This is a genomic window from Cupriavidus sp. 21MJTG02-4 (assembly GCF_057798975.1).
Map to the genome: position 1 here is coordinate 32,626 of NZ_JBYOJP010000025.1, position 25,099 is coordinate 57,724.

Consider the following 25,099-nt stretch of genomic DNA (forward strand, 5'->3'; position numbering starts at 1 on the left):
CCCGCATCGGAGCGGGTCTTCAAGCTTTCAAGCTTGAAAGCCGCAGCCGCCCGATAAGGAGGCACCAGGGTTCCCACGCTCGTTTTCACCCATGAAATCACTCGCCGCTAGAGACAACTTTCCAGCTTGAATGTGCTGATCTTCGACTGCAGCTCGTCTGTGGCCGAAGATCATGCGAACGACTTTCACGCTTGAAAGTGACACCATTGCACGGCATCTCCAGCAACCAACTTTCACGCGTGAAAATTCAACCGGCTGGCCGTCGCACCTCGTTAGGTAGGTCGACTTTCAAGCGTGAAAGTTGGGACAACTCGCCCTGACATGATCCACATCTGCAAACTCCACTTTCGCGCTTGAAAGCAGCCGCCTGCTAGCGATCATCAGCGGCGAGTCTCAGCCAGCGCATCTGGTACAACATTGCGAGGACAACTTTCACGTGTGAAAGTCAGGTTGCCCCGAGAGATTCGGCATCAACCGACTTTCATACGTGAAAGTGCAGGCCTGTGTGCGGTCGGAAACCTTACGGCGTTTGGGCTTTCATGCATGAAAGCTGGATTCTGGAAGGGGACCCCTGTGAAGCCTTTCAGGCATGAAGGTTTACTGCCGGGCGGCGGGAACACCGAGAGTGCGAGCTTTCACACTTGAAAGCGGCGCTCGCTTCCGTTGAATGCCGATGCCAGAGCCCGCTTCGTTGTGCGCTGGCAGACGGTCAGAAGGACTTTCAAGCTTGAAAGTGGCTGCTGCGAGGTCGCGACAGATCAATTGGGGAGGAGCCGTGATCGTCTCGGCGATCTGCGCCAAAACATTTTTAATATTAATAATTTTATTTGCGAAGAATGATGATTGGCGAAGACACAAACTGAAGTGGTACTTGAAGGCTATTCGAAAACGGCGATGCTCTGATTCGACGTGGCGAGCGAAAGCAAGTGCCCGCGGTTCTGCTAACTTGAATCGACCAAACTTAGGAAGCTTATCGAAGCGAGGAGTCATCCGGGTATCGACGTCTGCACCAGCGTAAGCATGGAATTCTATTTTGGGCGGAGTACTGGAGCCATGGGTCGCGTCATTGGCCGACCTCTTTAATGAAACTGACTTTCTCGAGCGGTAGCACAGTCCCCGTGAGGACGACTTCCGACCGAAGTAGGGCTTGAGCCGTCGGAGCTTGGCTGATATCACCTGGCTCGTCGAACCTTCTCAATTTAGTTAGTGCACGAAAGATCGGATCCTAGATTCCAAGGAAAGCCACCAGACAAGGAAGCGGTCCAACCGGCTGGAGCGATTCTCATCGATCCGGGTGCTGGACGTTGCTCGCTGAAGAGGCTGTCGTAGCGGGAAAGGTTCCTCGGGAAGTCGACGCTTCAAGCTAGTTTCAGTCGCCCGCCTTTTGACCGGTACTTCGGATCCTTTTCTACATGCACCAGGTCTTCAGCAATTCGGAAGCTCTTGAGGAAACCCACGTCGATAAGTTTCTGCAGTGCTGCCTTGAGACGGCGGCGGAAGTCGTCCAGGTTCTTGGATTTGCTGCCGCTCAGTTCGTGATACTTGCCAACCGAAATGGGTATCGGCTCGTCATGCGAGCCGAGGAAGAAGTGCAGCCACTGTGCGAGAGGCGAGCGACCGCCGATTTTCTTACGTACCGACCATGACTGGAGGGTGTAGGTCTCGGGGCCGAACATGGCCGCGATCGTAGGCGCCAGAACGACGTACCACTCGTCTAACTTGTTGCCGGAATCGTCTTTCCAGTGAAACTCTGCAATCAGGGAACCGGCGTAGCCGCCTGCGCCCTTGTTCGTGGTGATCTTCAAGGAGGTGAATTGCAGCCGTTCACAGCATTCTCGCAGGTGCGCGTATTCGTCGGAGTTGATCGACCAGCCGAGCTCTTTGAGCATGCTGTAGGCGGTGAAGCGTACGGGATGGCCGAGTTTCGTCTGGCGCGCAAGGTGGAGCAGTGTGGAAAAGACCGTCAGGTCGTCCTGGCGTAACTCAGCACCTTGGTAGGTGACAACGTAGTTGCTCAGCGAAGCGAGAACCTTGGGTTGCTTGTAGAACTCTCGTGGGTGAGGGCCAGTTACTGCAGCGAAGATGGCTGAGCGCGCCATACTGTTCGGAAAGGCCCGATCATCCTCCGGCCACATTGGAAGCTGTTCCTGGTGGACTAGATGCACCCGGTCGAAGTCGAGCGTGCCGGCATCACTGCGCATCGCTGCGAGCGGATCCTTCTTTGTGGTTGGTGTGCCGGCCATGTTTGTGTCGGGATGTTTACGCTGCTGGCAATTATGGTTGGCGTGGTGAGTCCGTCAAGGCACCTGCGCCTTGATCTATTAGTGATCGACCCCGAATGCCTAGTGATTGACCCCGATTTTTGCATACGAGCGGTTTTTTGCGTCGGTTTACGACAACGACGCGGGGTCAGCCTACCGAAGGTAGGCCATGGGAAACATGGGTAGGAGGCACGTGGATCCGTTGGTTCGGGTTCGTATTGACTAAAGGAAAGACTAAGAAAAGACTAAGGACAGAAAAAACGTATTAAAATCAACTTGTTACAAGATTTTTTCTGACGCTGAGACTAATAGTGACAGGCCCCGTCGACTAATAGTGTTCGGGCCCGATACCTAATGGGACCGGGGCCGATCGCTAAGGGGACGCGGGGTCGAACACTAGGCTCCCGGGTTCACGAGCGGCGCCGGGCCGAAAACTAAGCCCGGCATAGCTTTCCGGGCGATTGAGGTGCCGGTTACACCGGCCCATATTCATAAAGTGTGGATAACTCGGGCCATGACTTAGTGATCGACCCGGCTGTTGGGTCGGAACCGATGACGGTGGTGGATCGCATCCAATCCGGCCATATCCAAAACTTCCATTTAAAAATCATAACGTTACGATGACAACCTCAAGTCGATTGGCGGTGAGCGAGGGCTAGTGATTGACCCTGCCGCTGGCTGTGGATGGCCGTTCGACAAGGCCCTGAGTCCGGTTGCAGAGCGGCTCCGGGCCGATTGTCATCTTGGCAGACCTAGTGATTGACCCCGCTCCAGCGGTAAGTTTCAACCACCTGGGCGACGGGTCCACTGGTTTAGCTTATTGACCCCGCTCGTCTATCGCCTTTGACTTCGCAAAGGGCATAGTGATCGCCCCTGATTCAGGGTCATTCACTATGAGTGGTGTGAGTACTCGCATACCCAGGCTTCCAGGGATAATGGAAGTGCCACTGCGACAGTGCTTAAAAGACCACTAGAAGTCTGTAAGGGTTAGTGATTGACCCTGAATAGGGGGAATCGGTACTAGTTTTCGACCCTGATGGGCGCTTTGCCGCCGTGCTTTAAGCTGGCTCCGGCCTGTGGATACCCTTAGTGATTGACCCCGCATCTAGCGTTGGTGTCAGCAGCCCAGACCGAGGCTCTAAGCCATAGTGCTGCAATATGCACATGTGCAGACGGTTTGCTCTCGCGATTACAGGTTCTGCTGATGGGCGATAGTCGCTGTCATACTGATCCACCCTGCCAATGAGTTCGCCATTAAGCAATACGGGGCGGGCGACTACTAGTGATTGACCCTGATGGGCTGCCTCAAGGGTTAATGACTGACCCTGATGGGGGCATCTCCCGCCATAGTGATCGAGCCCGATTGGCTCGCCTCCCGCCATAGTGATCGAGCCCGATTGGCTCGCCTCCCGCCATAGTGATCGAGCCCGATTGGCTCGCCTCCCGCCTTAGTGATCGACCCGGTAGGGCGCCTATCGGCCATAGTGATCGAACCCGACAGGCGCGCCTCCCACCTTAGTGATTGACCCCGATAGAGATGCCTCAACCTTAGTGATCGACCTCTAACGTAGGCGAACCGCTAATAGTGATTGGCCCTGGCGATGCTATTAGTGTTCGACCCCGGAAAGGGCTGGTTGCCAGCAAATACTTTCTGCGCGGCAGGTGGAAAGCGAACATAAGGATTCCCCGTCCTCTGCGATATGCGACTGATAGTCGGGCCGCGCGTGCACGGGACAGAAGCGCTCTCGGGGGGGCCGAGCAGGGCCCCCCCAACCCAGGCCAGACTCGCACTTGCCACCATTGCATTCAAGCGCGCCGGGGCGCATCCAGGTGCGTTGGAGCGCGTAACTGGGTACCGGCGATCACGCGCTCCAAACGAATTGAGGCACTGGTCTGCGGAGTACCAGCTGGCGGAGATGTTCGATAGCCGCGCGCGCCTTCGCCGAGGATGGCCGGGGAGCCTCGGGCATCGGCTGGGCACGGACAGGGGAGAGCTTGGCTGCAACCCTGTCCATCTCAATGAGCCATGCGTGCGCCCGAGCGTGCCCCAAAGAACTTCGAAGTCCGTTGGTCTCGGTGATCACAATGGATGCCGAGTCGACCTCGTAAATCCGCCCGCCCGGCGCTGACACCCGCTTGCCGCGGTACCTCTCCACGAGTTGAGCGACCTGCTGCTGCTCCAGAGCCGCTCTAGCCGTGGCCGCTCGCTCCTCTTCCTCTCGAGCCTTCTGCACTCGGGCGACATGACCAAAGTCGATGGGCCTTTCGAGCAGCGACTTAAGGTATGCGAACAGCTCTCGCCCACGGAGTGGCCTCAGAGCATGGCCGGCCACCGACACGATGTCAGAGAGCCGGTGGCCACCGTTCCGAGCAAGCCGCATGAGTAGAAACAGTCCAGATGCTTTGAGCTCTTGATCTTGCACGAGCGGCGCCAGATCGAATGGCACTGCCTGATTGTTGATTCGCACAAAGGATCCCGTCCCGGGATGTTTCTTCGTAGAAGACTGCTTGGGGTTGTTTACGCCGCTCACTCGTGCGAGAGATGCAGAGGAGAGCCCCGACTCCACTGGGGCAATCTCGTGGTGCATCGCGGCGCTAAATTGCTGACTCGCCATCCCGATGTGTTGGAGCAACCTTCCGGTGAACGCTATTCGCCCAACCACACGGAGGTTTGCTCTTGTGCGTTGTTGACGTTCACGCTCAATCAAGCCGGCCCGCTCAAGCGCGCCAAGCGCCCGATAGACGGTGGCCTCGCTGATCGCAAGGTGCCCTGCAATCGTCGCCTTCTTCAAGAAGGCGAGTGCCGTGGGGTCCGACTTGTTCAGTGCAAAGCGTATTAGCGTGGCCAGTACCTGCCGGGTCGTGATGTGCAATGCCCGAAACTCTTCGGACTCATAAGCCAATGCAATCGCTCTAAGGATACGTTCGGGTAGCCGGTCGGCGTCACACCTCGCAGCTTTGGGTCGCCTAGTATTTGTGTCGCACGCGGCCAGAGAATGCGGCGCACTGCCGCATGACGACTGTTTTCGGGCGAACGAGTGCCCTTCGAAGCCTGAATACATCTTCGCTCAAATCAAACATGTGGGAACGAGCGTTGACAGCGACGAGAGAGCTCCATACACTCGAGCCGTCGCTGGTCGAGAGGGTTGTTGAAGCTAAGTCTTCGCTTACACGCCTTCTTTTCAAGCAAGAGCCTGGAGCGCCAACTCCAGGCTTTTGTTTTTTCAGAGCTACTTATGGGATCAAGACTTGCCTCCAAAGATTGCTAGGACGTCGGCATAAGCGCAGTGGATTGATGACCGCGAATACGAGCGGCGTTCTGGGGCGATGCTCACGGGCAACCCGATTCGAGGGGCACGAGCGAAAATCTGAAGTGAGATCCTGGGGCACATGTTCACGCCGTTAGCAGTCAGCCCCGACCAAGTCGTTGTGTGCCGTCGATAGAACAGCGTGCGGCGTGAAATGACGGAAGTCCACCATGCAGGAAGTCACAGCGTTTGCGCGATCGTCTGAAAGGTCATCAGGTCGCTAGTGAAACGCCGATTCGAGTGCTGCGTGACTGAAGGCCTGCGCCACATTCGCGGCGTTACCACAATCTGGAGACCATCGCTGGTCAGATAGTTTGAGCATCATTCCAGCCGCGCCTCAAGGACGAAGCGTGAAGTCGGATTCTTCTTTGCCGTGCTGATCCGCAACTGTGCGCGAGCGCGTGTCACCGCTACATAGAACAGCCGCCGCTCTTCAGACTCGGTGCTTTTTTCATCCGGCACCACCGTTTCTTCGGCCCGGATGATCCATACCCGATCCCATTCAAGTCCCTTGGAACTGTGCATGGTGGTGAGAATGAGCGCGTCCGGTGCGGGTTCGTTGTTGTCGCGGTGTAAGAAATCCAGCCGCTCCGAGAATGGTCCGTTGAGCCGCGTGAGAACGTCGTAGGTCGTGGTAATGGCGCGCTTGGCCTGATCCACATCGGTGTGTTTCAGCATCCACTCTCGCACCCCTTCGAGCACCAGCGAGTAGAACTGCCGGTCACAGAGAGATCGCCATTCCGCGAGCCGCTTCATCAGCTCGCGGTACCGGTCAGCGGAATTCTCTGACAGGCCCATCTCGAGCAACTCCTTCTTCTGCCTTTGGTCCGTACTTGCGCGGCCCTTCCGGTGGATGAGCTTGAGCTCTTGCGTGCCGATCCCGGCAAAGGAGAGTAGGGCGTCGACCCCGGCCGTCTTGGTCTTCTGCACCAGTTCCAGGAGGTTGCACATCAGCGCTGCCTCGGGCCGGCTCAGAATCGACTTGCCGGACGCACGGTAGTACTTGATGCCGTGGGATCGGCAGACGGCTTCTACGGGATCGAGAATCCGGTTCGTCCGGGCGAGTATCGCGGTGGACTGACCTTCGCGCAGCGCCGGCCCGAGGTATTCCATGGCCGCCACGGCTTCGGCATATTCATCCGGGTACCGCTGGAACAACACCTCGCCTCCTGGCCCCTTGTGCGCGACCAACTCCTTGGGAATCCGGTCGCGGTTGTTTCGGATGATCCTGTCGGCCGCGCCAAGGATTTCCGCGTGGCAGCGGTAATTGTTTCCCAACACCACCGGCTGAGCTTCGAACTGTCGAATGAACGATTCCATGCCGCGGAAGCCCAGCGCCGAGCGAAAGCCGTAGATGCTCTGGTCGTCGTCCCCGACCACGGTCACGATCGACCCGGCCTGGGCGTGCAACGCAATCCACTGATACTGCAGAGGATCCGTGTCCTGAAACTCGTCGACCAGCAGATAGGTCAGCGGATAGGGCGCGATGGTCCCGCGCTGCATGCCGTCGACCGCAAGACGCAGCATGTCCTGGAAGTCGATCTTCCCATTTCGTTCCAGCGCATCCTGGTAGCTTTGGTACAACAGCGCCTCAGGGGTATCAGCCTGTACCTGGCCGAAATTGGTCTTGATTGCCTCGATGGCGGCAATGGCGTCCTCCACCTTCCAATCCAGTCCCGCGTCGGAGAGGACCTGGATGAGCAAGCCTGTGCGGTCGCCATCGGTCGCAATGTCTGGTGCGCTCTCGCTCCCTCCACCCAACTGCTTGTACGCAAGCGAGTGGAAGGTACCCGCAAGCAGCCGCTTCTTGGCGCCTGGGCCGGACAGCGCCAGGATACGTTCGCGCAGCTCCAACGCCGCATCCTTGCTGAACGTCACCGCACCAACCGTTGCGCCGGGCTCGCCGAGGAGCATTGCCGCTTTGGTGGCGATGGTCTTGGTCTTCCCCGCGCCCGGGCAGGCCACCGCGACGCAATGCCGCCGCAGTTCCACCACTTCGCGCTGCGCCGGATTCAGTTCATCCAGCATGAGCCACCTGTTCGTTGGGAGAGAGGATCACCACGATATGATCCTCGGCACCGCGCCAGTGGATTCCCTCGTCGTCGCGAATTACGAGCGTGCCGGCCTCTTCATCGTGGGCAATGACCACGCCCTCCCCGAAGGAGGCGAGATCGGTCTGGAATTCCACGGTAGCGTTCACAAGGCTCATGTTGGAACAATAGGTATTGAAGAAGTGTGCCGCCCATCGCGAAGAAGGGCGGCCAGGCATCACTCAGACGCCGCGAACCGTCGTCATCAGCTTCAGGTGAGTCATGTAGCTGCGCAGGCCAAGCGGATGGAAGGTGCGCAGGAAACGCGCGACTTCGTCGTTGATATCGGACTGGTCGCGAATGCCGTTCCACACCATGAAGTCGAACTGGTCCATGGCGCGGTCGAACTTTGCAAGGAGGCCCAGCACCCGCATGGAGAAGCGCGAGTATGCTTCCACGGTCAGGTTCAACGAGGGCAGGGTGACGGTCGGCTCAAACACGATATCGTTTTTCGCGCGCATCTCCGCCTCCCGTTGTGTGCGCAGTGCCTCGGCGACGCGCAACTGCTCGTCGACATAGTCCTCCAGCCTGGACAGCGTGCGCTCGAAGTAGTCTTCCAGGGTTGCCAGCTCACCCTTCGCAAACGTGCTGCTGCCGAAGCGTTGCAGGTTGATGCTCATGCGGTTCATGAACGGCCACCACTGTTCGAACAGCGGGCGCAGACGCGTGTGATTGAGCTTGATGGCGACGGGCACGACGGCCGCGCCGGCCAGTTGCCGCGTCAAGATCTGGCTGCCGATCTCGCGGCGACGACGAATGATCGCAGCGCGGTCTTCCGGTTTCAGATCGCGAAAGCGCTTGCGCGTATTGGCGACCTCGGCCTTCTTTTCCTCGGCTTCCGCCGAAGTGATCAGGCCTTCCTTACGCAGCGTGTCGGCCGCGGCGTCCATCTCCAGCAGCTCGCGCTCGAGCGAGCCATCGTCAGCGCCATCAGTAGTGGAGGCAGCCGCGCCTATTGCGGCATTGGCCTGAGCCAGGGTGTCGGCCGCGGCGGTGTGCAGGGCTTCGTCCTGCGGAGTGACAACGGCGGTGTCGGTGATGGTGGTCATGCGGTTTCTCCTGAAAGGACCCCCAAAATGGGCGATCCGCGTTGAATGTATGAAAGTGCGGTAGAGCAGGTGAGTACGGCTATCGGTTCACGTGAAACGAGGCGGCGAGGCGCCAGGACAGGCTCCCTACGCCCGCGACGGCAAGGGTCCATACCGATGCAGGCAGCGAGATCGGCAGGAGCATTGCCACGGCACTGAGGCCCATTGCAGCCAGGAGGCCGTGTGCGGCCAGGTGGAAGCCAACAGGGCTTGCAACGCCGGCGGCAGCCGCCCGGATGCGTCGCTGGACCGCGCCGTCGTTGAGCATGACGGCGGCAAAGATCAGCGCGCCCCATCCCCAGTTGCCGGCAATCGTGGCCCGATACACGGCGCGGTACAGCTCCATCCAGAAGCGTTGCATCCACCCCGCGGCAAAGCCGGCCGAGCCACCGTCGCCGACCACAGACTGGTTGGTGGAACCCGCAAAGGAGCGTCGGATCAAGCCCGAGTCGACAAACCATTCGCGAAAGCGCTGGTTCGCGCGATCGGCAAGCGCAGCGGCCCGATCCTCCCCAAAGACCGATTCGACAGACGCCTGTTCGGCCGCGTCAACTTCGAACCTTGCGCTGTCGGGCAGGAGGGGCACGAGTGTCGCCATCAATACTGGCGTGACGACCAGCCACAGCCGCATGTGGGAAACGAAACGACTATTGGACATATCAGCGCAGCAGGGAATGAAGCACGAGACACGGAATCGCGAGCAAGGCGAACAGGCCGCCCCAGAACAGCACAGGGCGCGACTGCTCGACTTTCAGCAGTGCCAAGGCGAACGCATGGCGACCGTTGGCGAACATCTCCGGAACCACGGCATTCGGGTCGCTTGAGCGAACCCAGGCGCGCATGTCGTCCACCTCGACGCGCGTCACGCGGGCGAGCCTAGCGATGAGCGAGTTGGCCACAGGCATCGTATTCCTCGAAATAGCGGCGGAAGGTCGGTCCCTTGAGTACGCGCGCGGCCAGCTGGAAGGCGGCGCTGCGCGGTGTGATTGGCTCAGGGCAGGGCTCATCGACCATACGGCAGACATAGCCTGGCGCCTGGCGCGCCTCGAACAGCGGGATCGGCTCCAGGAACGGCGCCCAGACCACGTATTTCTCGCCTTTGAAGGCGGCGTAGCGCTTGGCATACAAGTCGTGCGAACGGCCGAATAGGCCGCGCATGAAGGCGATATTGCCGGAGCCCTCCTTGCGCTCGGCCTTGTAGCCGGCCAGCGCATCTACCAGCATTTCCTTCACCAGCGGCTCGTCGCGCACGATGAAGTTCAGGCCGATGAAGTCGACGAGACGGGTGCAGACGTCGTCCAGCTCCGGGAAGCAAATGAACACGGGCGACAGCTTGGCCGAGAGCTTGTGCTCTTTGACGATCTGGCGAAACAGGCTGGTCATGCGAACTTATCCTTCGATGATGGGAATGCGACCCTGGTAGACGGCGCCACCGGAGACCCGCAGGAAGTACTGGAGATTGGGCAACTGCGTAATCAGGCGCACGGGAATCAGCGGAACCTTCTCAAGCTGCCGGGAACGCGACACCGACCCACTGAACTCGCCCACGTGGGCCTCACTGCCGGTGCTCGTCGTGCTCGACTGGACGATATTGGTGATGGCGGTTTCGCCGACCTTGTCCGAGAACCACTGCGCCGTGTCGGTGTCTTCCAATCGTAAGATGATCTGGTTGTTGAGGTTCGCCAAAACCTGCAGCATTTTTGCTGCGTTTCCGAGTTTGGCCTCCAGATCGGACCGGCTCTGGAAGGCGACGAAGGCCTTGAAGCCCGCGCCGCGCCCCTTGTTGAGAATCTGGATCACCTGCTCGTTGATCGCCTCGGCCACCTCGTCGATGATGAGCACCACGCCCGGCGGCTTGTCGTAGAAGTTGTAGATGGTGCCGGCGACCGATGCGATGTCGGACAGGATCATCGACGCGATAGCCTTGGCAACGATGCTGTTGGACATGGAGTCGAGTCCCACACACAACACCGCCTTCTGCTTGATGATCTTGTCGATGTCCCAGATTTCCCGGTCGTCCTCGAAGTCATCGGCCTTGGGCGCGAGCATCAGTCCGGTCTCGCCGGTCGCCAGCATCTGCAGCAGCGGCAGCGCCGATGCGATGATGCGCATGTAGTGCTCGCGGTCGTGTGTGAAGGTCGAGACTAGGCCATCGATCGACTCGTGTCCTTGCCCGACATTGGCGAACCGCTGGAGGTAGAGCTGCACCATGCCGTCGAGCACCGTTGCGCCGCTCTTCTGGCCGAGCTTCTGCATGAAGCCGTTGACCTCTTCCTCCCAGTCGGCCAGTCCGTGTTCGGGGAAGAAACGCTTGAGGCAGCGTTCCAGCAAGTTGTTGATGCCGGACTGCGCGTAATTGAGGATGGAGCGCAGGTTGGGCTTGTCGCCGACGTACAGCTCACCCTTGACGGCCCGGTCGATGAAGAGAAACGCGAAATCCCGGAACGGGCCTTCCTCCATCAGCTGCGCGATCCGACTGGGGATCTCCGAAGGCTGCGACCAGTTCTCCAGTGGATTCAGGCGAATTGACTCAGAAGGCGCGGCCTGCTTCCAGTACAGGAACTTGCGTCCGGTCCGCTCGCATTCGCGCTTTACGCGGTCCTTCAGGTCCCGGTCGTTCTTTGGATCAATGATAATAATCACGTCCTCGGCGTTGTGGATCACCTGCGTTGCAATGAGCTCGTAGGTACGAGTTTTGCCCGCGCCGGTGGTCCCGCCGACCGCAGTATGTCCGCCCAGTGCCTTGTAGTGCAAGGGCACCGGAGCCTTGTTCGGCTCCATACCGTGGATCCAGGACTGCCCTTGTGGCGTATGGTCACGGATGCTCTGGGCAGGGCCGAAACGGGCCTCGATCGCACTGCTGACTTTTGGTGGCAACCACCGCGGCAGGCCGGGGATTTCGGAGGATGGCATACGCAGGATGTCGTGCGCGATCTGGCAATGCTTCTGCGTCCACTCGAAGCCCGTTCCGAGATACATGGCATCGTCGCTCTTGCGTAGCTTGGCGCTTTTAGAGAGCAGTTGGTCGATGTTCACCTTGGCGAGCCATTTGGTCGAGATGGCCATGCGAAATGACAGTGCTCGCCAAACCTGGGTGCTTCGCCAAAGCAGCATCGCTCCGCATGCGGCGGCGAAGTACCCTGCGTGGGGCATGCCGGACGCAGCAATCAGAGGAACACTGCCGGCCCATCCGGCAGCGGCGCGCGCCTCGAACATCGGGCGAAAGTGGTTGATGTACTTGGTCATGGACTCAGGCAGGTGTGTTGGGGCGCGGCAGGATCAGCGTGCCGATGCGTTCGTGCAGAATCAGATCCGTCCCCTGCAGGGCGTACAGCAAGGACAGCTTGCGCAAGTTCTCGATCAGCGTGTCGCTGGCGATTCCGTAATTGCCGACCATCTTCTTGGGCAGAACGAGTCCCTTCTCGGCCCACAGGACTTTTACCTTTCCGGCGGTGACGTCCTGGGCAAGGGCGCGGAAGAATTCGCTCATCATGCGCGAGCCGCCAAGGAGCGCGGCGAACGGGTCCGGTGCATCGCGGCGCGTACGCCCCAGAGACGCCGCATCGATGGCGGGCGCCGCGGGTGCGCTTGGTGCCGGGAGTGGTTCGGATGCCGGGGCGGCTGGCGCCACCGGAGCGTTGGTCGCGCCGGGGAGCGGAGCAGGATCGGCGGCTGGCGGCTGGAACAATGCAGCTGCGGCCGCTGCCGCGCTAGGTGCAGGAGGAACCGGCTCATGGACGCTGGCCGGCGCGAGGGCCGTGGCACTGGCTACAGGCGAAGCGGGCGTGACGGCAGACGCCATTTGGTCGGCCGAGGGCGGCACGGTGGTATCGGGAGCGAACACCGCGCGCCGTGCCTTCTGTTCATAGTCCCGAACGGCGGCGACGGCCTGACGTACGATCTTGTGCAACTGGGCTTCGAGGCCATTCGGCATCGGCGCGGGATTGATGGCACCGAACAGTTCGGACAGCACGGGACCCTCAAGCCATGACAGGGCATCGGCGCCCAAGATCGAGCGCGCGAGTAAAGCGCTGCGCATACGTTCCACCGGCAGCGCCCCTTCGAGGCGGATGACACGGTATGGGTTCCCGTCGAGCCATGGGTGAAACGCACCGTGCGCGGCGGGCATCCACTGCTCGCCGGTATCCTCGCGTACAAAATGAAAGTGTCGGCAGGGCTCATCCAGCCACGTGCAGCACGCTGCCAGAAAGAGCGCGTACAGGTACTGCGGCTCCAGCCGGCGACGACGCTCCGATGGTTGGTCGGCGGCGAACTTCTGCCCGCCCGACAGACGCATGGCAAAGTAGGCCGTCTCCACCGTGGCGCGGAAGGCGCCGCCCGGTTCCGCGTGCTGCGCGGGCTGCAATGGCATGGTGGAGAACCAGTTGGCGCAGGCGTGCAGGACCGATAGCCACCTGGCATCGAAATCGGCCGGGTTGGCCTCGTTGGCATACTGCCGGATCAGGGCAATGCGCTTGTCGTGCGAGGCAAGCAGGGCGGCGGCGTCCTGGGGAAGGTGCTGGTTCATCATCCGCCTGCCATTTTCTTGCCAATGTTCCACCCGCCGCGCGCGATGCCGCTCATGGCCGAGCCACCGGTTGCGCCAGATCCGCTACCGAACACTGCTCCCGCAAACTTCGGAATCTCAAGCGAGACGAGTAGCAGCATGATGGCCATCCCCAACGCGTAGGCCGCTGCCGCGACGGTATCGGTCCCGATTTGATTGACCTTGCCCAGGTCCGGTTCCATGGTGCCTCCGATCAGATTGGAGAGAACCGCCGCGATCACGGTGTACATGCATCCGCCAATCATGAAATCTAGCCACGACATGAAATAGCGACGCGTGTAGTCGGAGAGGGCGAGTGCGACAGCAAGGGGGCCGAGCACGATGCCAACAGCCACTTGAATTTCACCGAGAATCATAAAAAAGGCGTAGACGAAGGAAGTCAGCGCCACAACGATGAATGCGAAGAACAACAACAGGGCACTGACAATCCCTTGCAGAAGGTCACCGGACTTGATGACGCGCCAGACGGAATCCCAGAGCTTGCCGGCGGTCACGGCCAGCGTTGTCGCGGCGCTCAGCTTGTCGCTGCCGCTGAGGCCTGCGGCCAGGGTTTTGAACCACTCATACAGGCCCTGGGAGAAGCCGTCATAGGCTAGATAGATGGCGGCGAAGATGCCCACCACCGTGATCGTCTCAATGAGGCCGACCCATGCGCCGACGGGGTGCATGGCGCCCATGAAGCGGAAGCTCGCGAGTGTGAGGGTGATAACTGCCAGGGCGAAGGCCAGCTTGTCGGCCTCGGGAGATACCTTGTGGCTCAAACCGAGGGCCGACGCGATCAGGCCACTGGTAATGTTAGTCGCCTGTCCGACGGCCTGCTTCAGGCCCTTTTCAGCACTGTTGGTTGCAGGAGCAGCGGGGTTACCGGCTTGGGCGAACGCGCCGTGCGTGATCAGCCAGCAGGCGAACAGGCACGCCAACAGTGCTCGAAGAATCTGTTTCATGGTCACGCCGTCGGCCTTACTTCCGGAACACACGCGACTCCAGCTCGCGCAACTGGGCATCTCGGTCGCGCTGCAACTGGTCGGCGTTGTTCGTGCGCTCGGTTTGCTCGGCATTCGTCTTCTGGTCCTTGACGGCGTCCGCCTGCGTTTTGGCGCCGATCAGTTGCAGCAGGTCGGCATTCTGGCCAGCCATCACGTCCAGCATCTGGTTGGTCAACTGAGCCGTGGCCTGGGCGGTCGTGTTCAGGTTCAGGTCAGACTGCAGGTCTCGCCGGCGCTCGGCGAGCTTCTTGTTGTTGGTTGTCACATCCTGACCAAGATCGAACAGGCGCTTGGCGGTCTTGTCGCCGGTGGCAAGCAAGGTGCGCTGGTCTCGGAACCATTGGTCGGGGGTCTTGCCTGAGGCCGCGACCAGACCCTGCACGTTGGAGAGGAAATCCGCGGTCTGGGTGACGCTGCCATAGAGGTCCTTGACGGCGCTGCCATAAGCCTGGTAACGCGTGATGTCCTCTTGGATGCCCTTGGCCTGGGTGGCCATCGCGATGGGATCGAGGCCGACCGCCTGTTGCAACTGGTTGAGCATCATCTTGCTCTGATAGACGATGTTCGTGTTCTCGTAGATCTCGGTCTTGAGCGCTTGGGCGGCGGTCATCGTGTTCTTGATGAAGTTGGCCGCATCGAATACTGGCCAGCCGCTGGCGTGGGCGAGCGGCGACATCATGAGCGTTGCCGTGACCAGCGCGGCGGAGAGAGCCTTTTTCATGGGTGGGTTCCTGATTGAGGAGGGGAGTTCACTAGCCGCGGGCCAGCACTTCGCGCACATACCGCTCCTGCCAGTCGGGCAGGCCGCTTGCGTAGTGGCGATCGAGCACTTCCTGCGCGTAGCCGTCGGAGCGCAGCATGGCCACCATCTCCTTGCTGAACGCGGTCTGAAGCATTCGACTCTGGCTTCTGGTGGTCCAGTAGTAGTCCCTGTTCGGCACGGCCTCGGCAATCAGCTTGGTCTGATCCAGCGTGAGCCCAAACACATCGCAGTAGAGATCCTTGCTCGTCACAGCCTGACTGTTGGGCAGGTAGATAATGTTGGCGATGTTGTCCTTGAGAATCTCAAAGTCGGCCACGCGGGCAATCTGCTGCAGCGACTGCGTCGCCATCCAGATTGCGCCGTTGAGCTTGCGGATCGTGACGATCCAGGTTTCCAGCCGCGCGTAGAAGCGGGGGTTGGTGAAGAAGAACCCGGCTTCCTCCACTTCGATGATGGTGTAGCGCGTGCCCATCGACTGGCTGATGCGGTAGAACGCATAGTCCATAAACAGGGCCGCGGCGCGCGGGAAGTTCGAGAACAGGTCGCCCATCTCGATCGAGAGATCGTCGCTGACCTCGAAGGCGTCCTCGACGTGATCGAAGAAGTGACCGTACTGCCCACCCTTCACCCAGATCTGCAGGCGCTCACGCAGCGTGGCGTGTAGCTGCGTGCACAGATTCGAGAGCGTCCAACGCTCACGGGGGAAACGCGAAAGAATCTGGACAGCCTGGTAGAGATCGGTGCGCTGTTGCGGCGTGCAGCGGAAGTCCTCGTCCTCGATGGCAAGCGCCAGCCAGTCGGCGAGGTAGGCGTGATTGGCGGCGTCACCGAGCAGGGACAGCGGATTGGTTTGGGTAGCGGCCTGGAAGCGGCCGGTAACGTCAACGAATTTACCGCCGGCCAGCAGGGTCGGGATGCGGGTCGAACGGTCCTTGTCGAAGCGGATACGGCGGGCGCCCTGGCGGCCGGCCTGCGTGACAAGGAAATTGAGGAAGACGGACTTGCCAGCGCCGATGGGGCCAAGCACAAGTAGGTGACCGTTTCCGCCCGGTTGGTGCATGTCCACCCGTTGGGACGTCCGGTGGCGCGTGGGCAAACAGGTCAGCGGGGGCGTCTCCCGCCCCGACAGGTTGGAAAGCCAGTTGTTCCGGGTTGGGCCGGGCCGCACGGAGCGGAGGGGCGCAATGTCGGAGACCGCCGGAGTCTCTACGAACTGGAGCCGGCGCTGCTTGTCCCAACGACCGGGCAGGGTGCTGTTCCAGGCTGGCAGCAGATTGGCCTTCTCACGAATCGGGGCGAACCCGGCATTGGTGATAGTGCCCACCACCTCGCTCACGGCATCCTCGCATTCCGCCTCGGTGTCGCCGTAGACGATCACGGAGATATTGACGAAGCCATGCTGCTGGCCTTCGGCGGTCAGGCGGCGCAGCGCGTCGCCTGCCTCCGCGGCCAGCTGCTTGCGTCCCTCGTCGTTCTCCGCCTCTTCCTTGGCGGCCATCTGCTTGATGATTGACCAGAGATTGAAGCTGGCCATCTTGTAGAAGCGGCGAATCTTCTCAATGTGGCCGGTCGCCTTATGGGTATCGAGGAAGCGATAGAGAATGCAGACGTCAAGTTCGACATCGAGCTGCGTGAGCGCATCGAGCGCTGCCTCCTGAAAGCCCATCCATTCTTTGATGGCGACGATGGCGGCGTAGCGCTTGCCGTGGGCCGAATCGAAGTAGAGCTTGTCCGCGCCACAGGTGACTTCGGATTCCGTCAGGTGGGTATCCAGCAGCGTGACGGGGAAGCGCACCGGGCGAGGGGGCACGGTGGGGTTGGCCGTCTGGTGCAATGCGGCCAGGCCTTCCTGCATCGACAGGCGAGAGAGTCCGAGCTTGGTTGCGCCTCCGGTGAAGGCGTCGAGCATGGACTCGAAGCGTTTGGCGTCGGCCTCGGTCCGCTCCAGGTCGAAGGCAAAGGCGTTTCGCGCCAGCAGCACGTCTTTGGCCGTCTCGAAGGCGGCGACCGCCACGTTCTTCCCCCCCTCGGTCATGTGGTACGCCATGCGCTCGAAGATCTTGTCGATCCCGTTCTCGGGCGTGTAGGCCAGTGCCAGCGAGTGCGAGTTGTGGAAATACCGGCCGCTCGCCATGTTCTCGCGGTTCAGCGCGTCGAGCCGAGCGTCGGAGGCGGCAGGAAAGGTGCCGCCAATGTACTCGCGAGTGCGGCGGTGGCGTAGACGCCACCATGCGGTGATGCGACTGTCGAAGCTGCGGCAAGCCTGGTCCAGCTGGTCGCGCGCGCCCGACCCGTCGTTGCTGTTGGGGCTGTCCGCATCGATGCCGTGAAACTCATAGGTCGCAAGCAGCGAGCCATCCTTGTTGAGCACCAGATCTGGGGTGACGAGTGTCATCCACGGTGCGATCTCTTGCATGGGGCGATGCTTCAGCATGGCAGGTCGCTATCGAAGCCGTACGGGCGGCGAAATCGGGGGCTGAACTTGCCATGCCACGGCACCGGCATATACACGTCGCCGTAGTGGTTGTAGGCGTTCAGCACGAGGTTCCACCATGGGTCGCGGGTGGTAAGCCAGCGCAAGAAAAGGTGCACGCACAGCCCGAGCAGGAAGAACCCGCCCATGGTGACCACGCCGCCCGAGTAGGTGGCGTAGCACAGCAAGGCTGTAATGGTGCCGTTGGCGATGGCGAGGCCCCGAACCGCGCCGCCCATCATGCGGGGCAGGGAGAGGGAGCGGCTGACGGTATGCTGGCGCATGATCAGCAGTACGCGGTGAGGCCCATGTTCTTGGCGATCGGGATCGCGGCCGCGGCAATGCCTACGCCGACAATTGCCGTCATGACAATCTTGACGATGGTCGATTCGGAATTGGCGATGCCGATTGCGCCAAGAATGATGACGACGACGCCGATCACGAAGAGTACCGGGCCGCTCACCAAAGCCATGATTGCGCAGATCATGTTTGTGAGGCCGCTGAACATCCCAAGGTCGGCTGCAAAGGCGCTTTGCGCGCTCAAAAGCAGCGCGGCCCCTAGCAAAAGGGCTGCTTGTTGCGAACGGATGCGGTTGGCTCTGGCTTGTAGGCCGGGCAGCGATTTGGGTCGGAACATGGGTTGTTGCACTCCTAGTTAGAAAACACGTTTGACGACATAGTCGTTTTGGTCGAAGCCTTGGATCTCCAGGATTTCCGATACGTGCCGCATCTCGCCCGTGCGGCGCATGTGCAGGACGTATTGAAAGCACTCGGCGATGAGCTTGCGCATATCATTGAGCTCCCAGCGGGAGCCGGCTGGGATGCCTAGCATCGCCATACCTTCGAGGCGCGACAAGGCAGAGCGGGCGTTGTTCGCGTGCAGCGATGCCATGCCGCCGTCGTGGCCGGTGTTGAGCGCTTGCAGCAGGTCGTAGGCTTCGCCGCTACGGACTTCGCCCACGAGGATGCGATCGGGGCGAAAGCGCAGGGATAGGGCCACCAGTTGCTGGGTGGTCACGCGAGTGTCTGTGTTTGAGAGCAGGCGCACCTTGTTGGGCACGGACATCTTGAGTTCCATCGTGTCTTCGATGGAGAGCACGCGCTCGCTGTGGGGAATCTCGGCCACCAACGCGTTGAGCAGCGTCGTTTTGCCCGACGAGGTCCCGCCCGCGACCAGAATGTTCTTGCGCTGCCTGACCAATTCGGTGAGGGCGTCCTTGAGCGCATCGTCTTCCAGCGCCCCGTTGAAGATGGGCTTGTCGTTGGCAGTGCTGCGCGCCACTCGCGAGGAGAAGGCGCCCATCTCGACGTAGTCGGCGAGCGACAGGTTCTTCTCGCGATGGCGACGGATGCTGAGGGCGTTGCCGTCGATGGCGGTCGGCTGCATGACAGCGGCAATCCGCATGCCCTGATAGCCGGCGTTGATGATGCCCTGGTCGGTGCCGCGTACGGCGGACTTCTGCACTGAGGCGGCGAGTGCGCGGATCGCGCCTTCGATCATCGCTGGATCGAGCCGGATATCCAGTTGCTGGAGTTCACCGTGCCGCTCGATCCAGACGCTGTCGGCATGATTGATCATGACCTCCGCAATGTCGGGCGCTTCGACATAGCTCTTAATGGGACCAAGCGCCTCGAAGAACATCGCGACCGCGCTCGCTTCGAGCTGGTCGAACTGGAGGGGGGAATGTGCGGTCGTTTCGGACATGCCGCTATTGTTCTTGTTCGGCGTGCGCGTGTGCGGCCAAAAGCTATGCGATTTTGGTGAGCTTTCTGCGGATAGGGATGGCCGGCGCGCGAGCGAGTTCTGTGGATCCTACTCATTCGAGGGTAAGCCGACTTCGTCATTGGCTTGGTGGTCAGCGCAGGCAGGGCTTATCAGTCCAACAGGTTGGACTGAGTTTCTGGGAAAGGCGACAGAAAAATGTGAGCTTTCGGGGAATCAGGCTGCTGCATTGCGTTGCGCAGCGAGTGATGCGCATGAGTTGGTCTTGTGTCCCAAGTGAGAGAAATGCTGCCTTTGTGGCAGGTCTAAATCCCCATCGGCAGAAAGCTGTCAAAAATCGCATAGCTTTTGGGGCGCGTTAGGTCGCGATTCACTGGTCCAATTAGCGGCATCCAAACGGGGTGCCGCATGCCACTGTTCTCACGTAGCAATCAAGCCAAGAAGGATCTCTCGCCCGCTCCCGGCATGTACGCCGGTGACGATGTCACGCAGTTCCTGTTCGATCGGACTGCGCGTGTCGTGGTGGAGCGCAATCACTGGAAGCTGGCGGCGCTGGTTGCAGCGTTGGTCGCCATAGCAGCGGTGATGACGCGCCAGCCGCCGGAGCCGGTGGTGCGGGTGGTCGGCGTGTCGGGCGATGCCAATGGCAAGCCGGTCGCACGTGAGTTGGACGCCTACCAGCCGAAGGCGCTGGAGATTCAGGTCGCGTTTCGTGATCTGGTCACGCGCATGTTCACCATCGAACCCGTGCTCACGGCGCAGATCGAAGACTCCCGCATCTTCCAGAACATCAATAGCGCGAAGAAGCAGATGGTGGGCGCGGCGCGCGAGCAGTTCGAAAAATGGTTGTCCGAGGACGCGCCATTCCGAGCCATCGCCCAAAGCCCGACTCTGGTGCGTGAGGTTCAGGTCACCAATATTGCCTTGCTGCCCGACAACACGGTGGCCGTGGAATTCGTCACTTCCACCCGCGAGGAGGGATCGAAGCCGCACAAGCAACGCTACGCGATGACCTTCCGTTACCAGATCGACCCTCCGAAGAGCGACGCGGCCCTCACTGCCAATCCGTTCGGCATCTACCCCGTCTTCTTCAGCATCCAGAAGTCCGCTGCCTGACCATGTCCAAGTCCCTGCGCTCTACGCTCACCGTTGCCGGCCTCACCTTAGCCATCTGCTTGACGCTTTCGGCCGGGCCGGGATTCTCTGCCCAGAAGCCCTCGCGCAAGGCGCCGCCGCCGCTGCCCACCCTTGGCATCGGCGACATGGCCGACGCGATGAATCCGATGAACCCGTTCAACGGTGGGGCAGAACCGGTGGCCTTACCCGGCGATTCTCGGCTGGTCGTATTTCCGTACAGCGCCGATCAGATCTTTCGTGTACTGACCGCGCCGCTGAAGGTGACGACGATCGAGTTTGCTGCCGACGAACAGATCCTTGGCGACCCGGCCTGGGGCGAGAACATTCGCTGGAGCTTCGATACCGACGGGGCGAATCACCTCTACGTGAAGCCGCACGCCGCGGGGCTGGTGAATACGCTGTCCGTCAACACGAACAAGCGCAGCTACGAGTTCACGCTGGTCTCCTCGCCGCTGGGCGGGATCTTCTACCAGAAGGTGAGGTTTCGTGTGCAGATGCCGTTCGGCGCCAAGACCAAGGCGCGCAACGACGTGGAGGGCCAGGAGAGCGAACGTGGAAGCGGCGGTGCGGCTCCCGATGCTGTCGCCGTGTCGCCGGACAAGCTGAACTTCGACTATGGCGTGTCGGGCGACGCGAGCTTCAAGCCGGAGACCGTCTTTGACGACGGCAAATCGATCTGGATGCGCATGCCGAAGGCGACCGAATGGCCGGTTGCGCTGGTGAAGGATGGTAGCGACTACGTCGTGGCCAACTTCATCCGGCGTGGCGACTTCCTCGTGCTGCAACGCCTGGCCAATGAGGTTGCCCTGCGCTCAGGCGACACGGAAGTGATCGTGCAGCGCGGCAAGCGTCGCTTCCTGGGTCTCTTCTGAGCGAGGCGCACCGTGAAGCCGCAATCCGTGACGGACGTCTCCGACGCGCAAGAACGCCTGACCAAAGGGAAGGTGCCGCGCAACATCGTGATCTCGCTTGGCGTGGTGGCTGCCGTGCTGGTGGGCTCGCTTGGCTACTACTACCAGAGCGGCATGGAGTCGGAGCTGGCCAAGCAAGCCGAAGAAAAGAAGGCCAAGAAGCTGCAGGAACGCACCAGCAGCCCGGACAACGGCGGCCTGGACCAACTGATCCGCCAGCAGCAGGAAGAGGCCCGCAAGCAAGCCGAGAAGCAAGCTGCCGAGGCGGGCAAGCCCGAGGCGCCGGGCAAGGCACCGGTCATGACTGCCAAAGATTTCGTCCAGTCGTCGACCGGCGCGTCTGCCCCAGTTGGCGACTTGGCGAAAGCCAACGACCTGGATGCGGTCATGACCTCGCCCATTTTTAAGGCGGATGGCAAAGCGTTGCGGCGGGATGCCGGCAAACGTCAGCCGGACCTGACTGGCGTGGTCGATCCGGCCATGATGCGCGTGCAGCAGCAGGCTGCGGTGGCGAACATGGATGGCGTGGGCGGCGCCGGTTACCCGGGCGGCATGGGCGGCATTGGGGCGGCAGCCCAAGGCGCAGCACCGGCCGGCCCGACCTCGAGCGACAAGGAGTTCTTGCGCGGCGCGGCGGCCACGGGCTTTACCCGCACCGGGTTCGCCGGAACGTTGGCGCCTTGCACGGTGAGCCAGGGCTTCATCATTCCCGCCACCTTCGTTGGCGGTTTGAATTCCGACAAGCCGGGGGAGTTCCGTGCGGTCGTATCGCAGGACGTGTACGACACGGTCCGTGGCAACTGCAAGGCGATCCCGGCGGGCTCCACGCTGGTCGGCACATACAGCAGTGACATTGCCATCGGGCAGGAGCGCATCCTGGCCGCTTTTGTCCGCATGCAGCTGCCGAATGGGAAATGGGCGCCGCTGCTCGGCATGGGCGGCGCCGACCCGAATGGCCACGCGGGCATCAGTGGCGACGTCAACAATCACTTCTTCAAGATCTTCGCCGGTGCGTTGATCATCGGCGTACTGGAACAGCACTTTAACGATTCCAACACGGCAACAACCGTCGGCCCCAATGGACTGACCACCTACGGGAACACGGCCGGGCAGGTGGCCGCTCAGACGGCGCAGACGATCCTGAACCGGAACCAGAACATCCGCCCCACGATTACCACCAAGCCGGGCCAGAAGCTGCTTGTGCAGGTCAGGCACGACATCGTCCTGGAGCCGTACCGTGACTAAGTTTGGTGTCACTGCCCTCCTGGCTCTGGCCGCGTCAGGCGCCGCTGCTCAGACCATCGAGGCCATGGTGAGTCCGACTGCACTGGTGCTGCGTGAGGGCACCACCGCCAGCGTCGTCACGCTTCCAGGCAAGCCGGTCCTCTACTGCGGGCTGAATCCGTTCCTCGGCTGGTCGGCGCGGCTGATCGGCGCGAGCCTGCGCACGGCGCCGGGGGGCGAACCCATTGTCGAGGCTAATGGCCTGTCACTGCCGATAATGGCGCTGCTGGCCCGCGACGGCTGGCTGCGTCCGGAGCAGCTGGACGACGGCGCACAGGTTGCGCTGGTCGAGCGTCGCGGCGGATGGGCATGCGCGCCTAAGACCGAGCCCTTCGCGCAGATGAGCGCCAAGGTTGACCCGCGGATTCTGGCCGGTATCGCCATGAATGAGTCGGCCTATCGCGGTCGCCCGTGGCCGTGGACGCTCAACGTGGCCGGGCGCGGCATGTACTTCGCTACCCGCCAGGACGCCCATGCGGCTATCGAGCAGTTGCTCGCGGCCAAGCGCTGTGACTTTGACGTCGGAATCATGCAGATCAACTGGTGCTACCACGGCAAGCGGTTCGCCTCGGCGTGGGACGCCCTGAGCCCCGCCACCAATATTCGTGTCGCCGAGACGCTTCTTGTCGACAACCTGCAGCGCAGCGGCTCCGCGATGAAGGCGGTGGCCTGGTACCACAGCGCCGACCCGGCACGTGGCGGACCGTACTTCAGCCGATTCATGAATCACTTCCAGCAATTGCAACGATGATGAAGCCGCTACTGATCTCCGTGCTGGCCTTGGCGGCGAGCGGCGCTGCCGTCGCAGCGGATACCGATCCGCTCGATTTCGACTACCAAGTGGTGGCGCGGGCGAGCGATCGTCCGGCGCTCATCTTCAATGACGGGGTCTCAACGTATGTGCAGCCACGGGCCGGGCAGGCGGTATCGGCAGACGGCGCGCAGCAGAATGGACCGTACTGGGTGATCGACGGAGTGCCAGACGTGGTTCGTTACAGCGTGAACGGCCAGCCGGTCGTGGCCCGCCTGAAGCGCGCGAATGGGTTCACGTCTGAGCAGTCCAATTCGTTCGCCGATTTGTCTGGCAGCCGTGCTGCCATCTCGGGGCGAATTGCGTTGATTGGCAGCTATACGACGTTGCCTCTGGTTCGTGCAGGACGCTGGTCCATGCCTCTCGCGCAAACGGTCAAAACTATCGCACCGGCCGGCTGGTCTGGCACGGCGCAGAAGGATATTCCGCTGACCGATGAAGTCTCGCTTGAACTGCATGGTGGCGAGAACTGGCTCCAGGCCCTATCGCGGCTGCTGGAGCGGCGCAATCTCTACGCGGAGGTGGACTTCGGTCGCCGAAATATTGGCCTGCGTGCCTCGCCGCCCAAGGGGTTCGCGGTAGCCGGCGAGGCGCCCAGTGACGCGGCGCCGGGCCGGGCGCTACAAGCTGCCGCTGGCAGCCTCGCTGCAGGGGCCCCAGCGGCCGCAACGGCCGAAGCATCTGTGGCGGCTCCAGCATCCTCCGGCACCACGCTTGCGTCGGTACCTGTCGCTGCGAACCCGTTGCCAGAAGGACCGACTCTGGCCTCCGCGTTTGGCGCGGTAGCGATTCGCGACAACAAGCAGGGCAGCATCGAGATCCGGTTCGACCGCGAGCCCAAGGACCTGGTCCTGCGCGATGGGTCTGATAGCAAGATTTGGACGAAGTGGGATGAAACCCAGCGCGTTTTGTCGTTCTCCACGGTGGACCGGTTCACGGCGACCGCGGAGGGAAATTCCGTGGAGGTTACACGCTCGCCCGAGATCGACTACGAGTTCCCGCGCGAAAACAGCGCTGGCCTGGACATGATCTTTGAAAAGGACGGGGCCACCTATCTAAGTTTCGCGAAGTCTCTGGTCAGCGTCTCCGTCTTCGGCGATGACCACCAGCGCAACGGCGAACAGAAGGACCGCTACTACAAATTCAACGGCATCGCCGCGCGCCTGACCATCATCGCAGACGGCAGCGTGGTCTACGTGGACCGGGTGCCGCAGGTGCGCTTCAAGGAGCGGCCCGGGAAGGTGGCGTCGTGAAGCTCGGCACGATCGCGTCCCTCATAGCTTTAGTCCTGCTGGCCGATGCTGCTCACGCTGACTGCCTGGATGATGCCGCGGTGTTTCACGGCATCAGCCCGCCCTTGCTGCGCAGCATCGCCATGCAGGAATCTGGCATGCGGTCATGGGTCACCAACCGGAACACAAACGGCTCCGAGGATATTGGCCTCATGCAGATTAACTCGATCCACCTCCCGCGGCTGGCCCAATATGGCCTCACGCGTGACCACCTCTTCAATGGGTGCGTCAATGCCTACGTCGGTGCGTGGATTCTGCGCGAGAACATCCAACGCTTCGGCCCGACGTGGAAGGCAGTCGGTGCCTACAACGCGTCCTCGCCCGACAAGCAACTGCGATACGCCAACCAGATTCATGCGCGGTGGCAGGCGCTACAACGCGCCGCCTTGCGGTAGTTCCAACCGT

23 protein-coding genes are annotated in these 25,099 nt (G+C 61.2%); 6 read left to right on the forward strand and 17 right to left on the reverse strand.

From position 1 onward, the window contains the following. Positions 1-597: 597 nt before the first annotated feature. From AC3FKH_RS31640 to AC3FKH_RS31720, 17 genes are all read right to left on the reverse strand, one after another. Positions 598-990, reverse strand: a complete 393-nt coding sequence (locus tag AC3FKH_RS31640) for a hypothetical protein (RefSeq protein WP_488677772.1) — start codon at positions 988-990, stop codon at positions 598-600. Between the two features lie 368 nt (positions 991-1,358). After that, a complete protein-coding gene (gene trfA, locus AC3FKH_RS31645; RefSeq protein WP_224000017.1) occupies positions 1,359-2,243 on the reverse strand; it encodes a plasmid replication initiator TrfA in 885 nt (294 codons plus the stop codon). Positions 2,244-4,123: 1,880 nt separating this feature from the next. Further along, positions 4,124-5,134, reverse strand: a complete 1,011-nt coding sequence (locus AC3FKH_RS31650) for a helix-turn-helix domain-containing protein (protein WP_224000015.1) — start codon at positions 5,132-5,134, stop codon at positions 4,124-4,126. 756 nt (positions 5,135-5,890) lie between these two features. Then, positions 5,891-7,597, reverse strand: coding sequence for an ATP-dependent helicase (locus tag AC3FKH_RS31655; RefSeq protein WP_224000013.1), 1,707 nt, complete (start codon positions 7,595-7,597; stop codon positions 5,891-5,893). Beyond that, a complete protein-coding gene (locus AC3FKH_RS31660; protein WP_488677774.1) occupies positions 7,587-7,757 on the reverse strand; it encodes a hypothetical protein in 171 nt (56 codons plus the stop codon). The genes AC3FKH_RS31655 and AC3FKH_RS31660 overlap by 11 nt, the downstream gene beginning before the upstream one ends. Positions 7,758-7,841: 84 nt before the next feature. Continuing rightward, the gene (locus AC3FKH_RS31665) at positions 7,842-8,708 is read right to left on the reverse strand and encodes an ATPase (protein WP_488677775.1); all 867 of its coding nucleotides are present in this window, start codon (positions 8,706-8,708) and stop codon (positions 7,842-7,844) included. A 79-nt stretch (positions 8,709-8,787) separates the two neighbouring features. Then, the gene (locus AC3FKH_RS31670) at positions 8,788-9,378 is read right to left on the reverse strand and encodes an IncC plasmid conjugative DNA transfer DtrJ family protein (protein ID WP_488677776.1); all 591 of its coding nucleotides are present in this window, start codon (positions 9,376-9,378) and stop codon (positions 8,788-8,790) included. Positions 9,379-9,406: 28 nt separating this feature from the next. After that, positions 9,407-9,646, reverse strand: a complete 240-nt coding sequence (locus tag AC3FKH_RS31675; RefSeq protein WP_488677777.1) for a hypothetical protein — start codon at positions 9,644-9,646, stop codon at positions 9,407-9,409. After that, a complete protein-coding gene (locus AC3FKH_RS31680; RefSeq protein WP_488677779.1) occupies positions 9,624-10,130 on the reverse strand; it encodes a hypothetical protein in 507 nt (168 codons plus the stop codon). Before AC3FKH_RS31680 ends, AC3FKH_RS31675 begins: the two co-directional genes overlap by 23 nt. A gap of 6 nt (positions 10,131-10,136) precedes the next feature. Continuing rightward, positions 10,137-11,993 carry a conjugative transfer system coupling protein TraD gene (gene traD / locus AC3FKH_RS31685; protein ID WP_488677781.1) on the reverse strand — a complete coding sequence of 619 codons (1,857 nt, stop codon included), beginning with the start codon at positions 11,991-11,993 and terminating at the stop codon, positions 10,137-10,139. Positions 11,994-11,997: 4 nt separating this feature from the next. Continuing rightward, positions 11,998-13,275 carry a TraI domain-containing protein gene (locus tag AC3FKH_RS31690; RefSeq protein WP_488677936.1) on the reverse strand — a complete coding sequence of 426 codons (1,278 nt, stop codon included), beginning with the start codon at positions 13,273-13,275 and terminating at the stop codon, positions 11,998-12,000. Continuing rightward, positions 13,275-14,258, reverse strand: coding sequence for a type IV secretion system protein (locus tag AC3FKH_RS31695; RefSeq protein ID WP_488677782.1), 984 nt, complete (start codon positions 14,256-14,258; stop codon positions 13,275-13,277). The genes AC3FKH_RS31690 and AC3FKH_RS31695 overlap by 1 nt, the downstream gene beginning before the upstream one ends. Positions 14,259-14,274: 16 nt before the next feature. Next, complete coding sequence (locus AC3FKH_RS31700; RefSeq protein ID WP_488677784.1) at positions 14,275-15,021, reverse strand: conjugal transfer protein TrbJ; 747 nt, start codon at positions 15,019-15,021, stop codon at positions 14,275-14,277. Between the two features lie 31 nt (positions 15,022-15,052). Beyond that, positions 15,053-17,497 carry a VirB4 family type IV secretion system protein gene (locus AC3FKH_RS31705; RefSeq protein ID WP_488677786.1) on the reverse strand — a complete coding sequence of 815 codons (2,445 nt, stop codon included), beginning with the start codon at positions 17,495-17,497 and terminating at the stop codon, positions 15,053-15,055. After that, positions 17,491-17,820 (reverse strand): conjugal transfer protein, encoded by a 330-nt coding sequence (locus tag AC3FKH_RS31710; protein ID WP_488677787.1) that lies wholly within the window; start codon positions 17,818-17,820, stop codon positions 17,491-17,493. Before AC3FKH_RS31710 ends, AC3FKH_RS31705 begins: the two co-directional genes overlap by 7 nt. A gap of 2 nt (positions 17,821-17,822) precedes the next feature. Next, a complete protein-coding gene (locus AC3FKH_RS31715; protein ID WP_223999989.1) occupies positions 17,823-18,173 on the reverse strand; it encodes a TrbC/VirB2 family protein in 351 nt (116 codons plus the stop codon). Between the two features lie 18 nt (positions 18,174-18,191). Next, positions 18,192-19,241 (reverse strand): TadA family conjugal transfer-associated ATPase, encoded by a 1,050-nt coding sequence (locus AC3FKH_RS31720; protein WP_488677788.1) that lies wholly within the window; start codon positions 19,239-19,241, stop codon positions 18,192-18,194. Between the two features lie 426 nt (positions 19,242-19,667). Here AC3FKH_RS31720 and AC3FKH_RS31725 point away from each other — a divergent pair, with 426 nt between their 5' ends. The 6 genes from AC3FKH_RS31725 to AC3FKH_RS31750 are packed head-to-tail and all read left to right on the forward strand — an operon-like array spanning position 19,668 to position 25,089. Continuing rightward, a complete protein-coding gene (locus AC3FKH_RS31725; protein WP_488677790.1) occupies positions 19,668-20,375 on the forward strand; it encodes a VirB8 family type IV secretion system protein in 708 nt (235 codons plus the stop codon). Between the two features lie 2 nt (positions 20,376-20,377). After that, positions 20,378-21,268, forward strand: coding sequence for a TrbG/VirB9 family P-type conjugative transfer protein (locus AC3FKH_RS31730; protein ID WP_488677791.1), 891 nt, complete (start codon positions 20,378-20,380; stop codon positions 21,266-21,268). Positions 21,269-21,280: 12 nt separating this feature from the next. Next, the gene (locus tag AC3FKH_RS31735; RefSeq protein ID WP_488677793.1) at positions 21,281-22,552 is read left to right on the forward strand and encodes a TraB/TrbI/VirB10 family type IV secretion system protein; all 1,272 of its coding nucleotides are present in this window, start codon (positions 21,281-21,283) and stop codon (positions 22,550-22,552) included. Next, positions 22,545-23,342 (forward strand): lysozyme family protein, encoded by a 798-nt coding sequence (locus AC3FKH_RS31740; RefSeq protein WP_488677794.1) that lies wholly within the window; start codon positions 22,545-22,547, stop codon positions 23,340-23,342. The genes AC3FKH_RS31735 and AC3FKH_RS31740 overlap by 8 nt, the downstream gene beginning before the upstream one ends. Then, positions 23,339-24,655: a TrbG/VirB9 family P-type conjugative transfer protein gene (locus AC3FKH_RS31745; protein WP_488677795.1), complete on the forward strand. Its 1,317-nt coding sequence runs from the start codon at positions 23,339-23,341 to the stop codon at positions 24,653-24,655. The genes AC3FKH_RS31740 and AC3FKH_RS31745 overlap by 4 nt, the downstream gene beginning before the upstream one ends. Next, complete coding sequence (locus AC3FKH_RS31750; RefSeq protein ID WP_488677796.1) at positions 24,652-25,089, forward strand: lytic transglycosylase domain-containing protein; 438 nt, start codon at positions 24,652-24,654, stop codon at positions 25,087-25,089. The genes AC3FKH_RS31745 and AC3FKH_RS31750 overlap by 4 nt, the downstream gene beginning before the upstream one ends. The last annotated feature ends 10 nt before the right edge of the window (positions 25,090-25,099 follow it).

Bases quoted from the DNA above. Each gene is read 5' to 3' on its own strand.
- AC3FKH_RS31670 (WP_488677776.1), bottom strand. From the start codon at position 9,378: ATGCGGCTGTGGCTGGTCGTCACGCCAGTATTGATGGCGACACTCGTG.
- AC3FKH_RS31730 (WP_488677791.1), top strand. From the start codon at position 20,378: ATGTCCAAGTCCCTGCGCTCTACGCTCACCGTTGCCGGCCTCACCTTA.
- AC3FKH_RS31655 (WP_224000013.1), bottom strand. From the start codon at position 7,597: ATGCTGGATGAACTGAATCCGGCGCAGCGCGAAGTGGTGGAACTGCGG.
- AC3FKH_RS31640 (WP_488677772.1), bottom strand. From the start codon at position 990: ATGACTCCTCGCTTCGATAAGCTTCCTAAGTTTGGTCGATTCAAGTTA.
- trfA (WP_224000017.1), bottom strand. From the start codon at position 2,243: ATGGCCGGCACACCAACCACAAAGAAGGATCCGCTCGCAGCGATGCGC.
- AC3FKH_RS31690 (WP_488677936.1), bottom strand. From the start codon at position 13,275: ATGAACCAGCACCTTCCCCAGGACGCCGCCGCCCTGCTTGCCTCGCAC.
- AC3FKH_RS31745 (WP_488677795.1), top strand. From the start codon at position 23,339: ATGATGAAGCCGCTACTGATCTCCGTGCTGGCCTTGGCGGCGAGCGGC.
- AC3FKH_RS31710 (WP_488677787.1), bottom strand. From the start codon at position 17,820: ATGCGCCAGCATACCGTCAGCCGCTCCCTCTCCCTGCCCCGCATGATG.
- traD (WP_488677781.1), bottom strand. From the start codon at position 11,993: ATGACCAAGTACATCAACCACTTTCGCCCGATGTTCGAGGCGCGCGCC.
- AC3FKH_RS31720 (WP_488677788.1), bottom strand. From the start codon at position 19,241: ATGTCCGAAACGACCGCACATTCCCCCCTCCAGTTCGACCAGCTCGAA.
- AC3FKH_RS31700 (WP_488677784.1), bottom strand. From the start codon at position 15,021: ATGAAAAAGGCTCTCTCCGCCGCGCTGGTCACGGCAACGCTCATGATG.
- AC3FKH_RS31715 (WP_223999989.1), bottom strand. From the start codon at position 18,173: ATGTTCCGACCCAAATCGCTGCCCGGCCTACAAGCCAGAGCCAACCGC.
- AC3FKH_RS31725 (WP_488677790.1), top strand. From the start codon at position 19,668: ATGCCACTGTTCTCACGTAGCAATCAAGCCAAGAAGGATCTCTCGCCC.
- AC3FKH_RS31665 (WP_488677775.1), bottom strand. From the start codon at position 8,708: ATGACCACCATCACCGACACCGCCGTTGTCACTCCGCAGGACGAAGCC.
- AC3FKH_RS31680 (WP_488677779.1), bottom strand. From the start codon at position 10,130: ATGACCAGCCTGTTTCGCCAGATCGTCAAAGAGCACAAGCTCTCGGCC.
- AC3FKH_RS31705 (WP_488677786.1), bottom strand. From the start codon at position 17,497: ATGCTGAAGCATCGCCCCATGCAAGAGATCGCACCGTGGATGACACTC.
- AC3FKH_RS31695 (WP_488677782.1), bottom strand. From the start codon at position 14,258: ATGAAACAGATTCTTCGAGCACTGTTGGCGTGCCTGTTCGCCTGCTGG.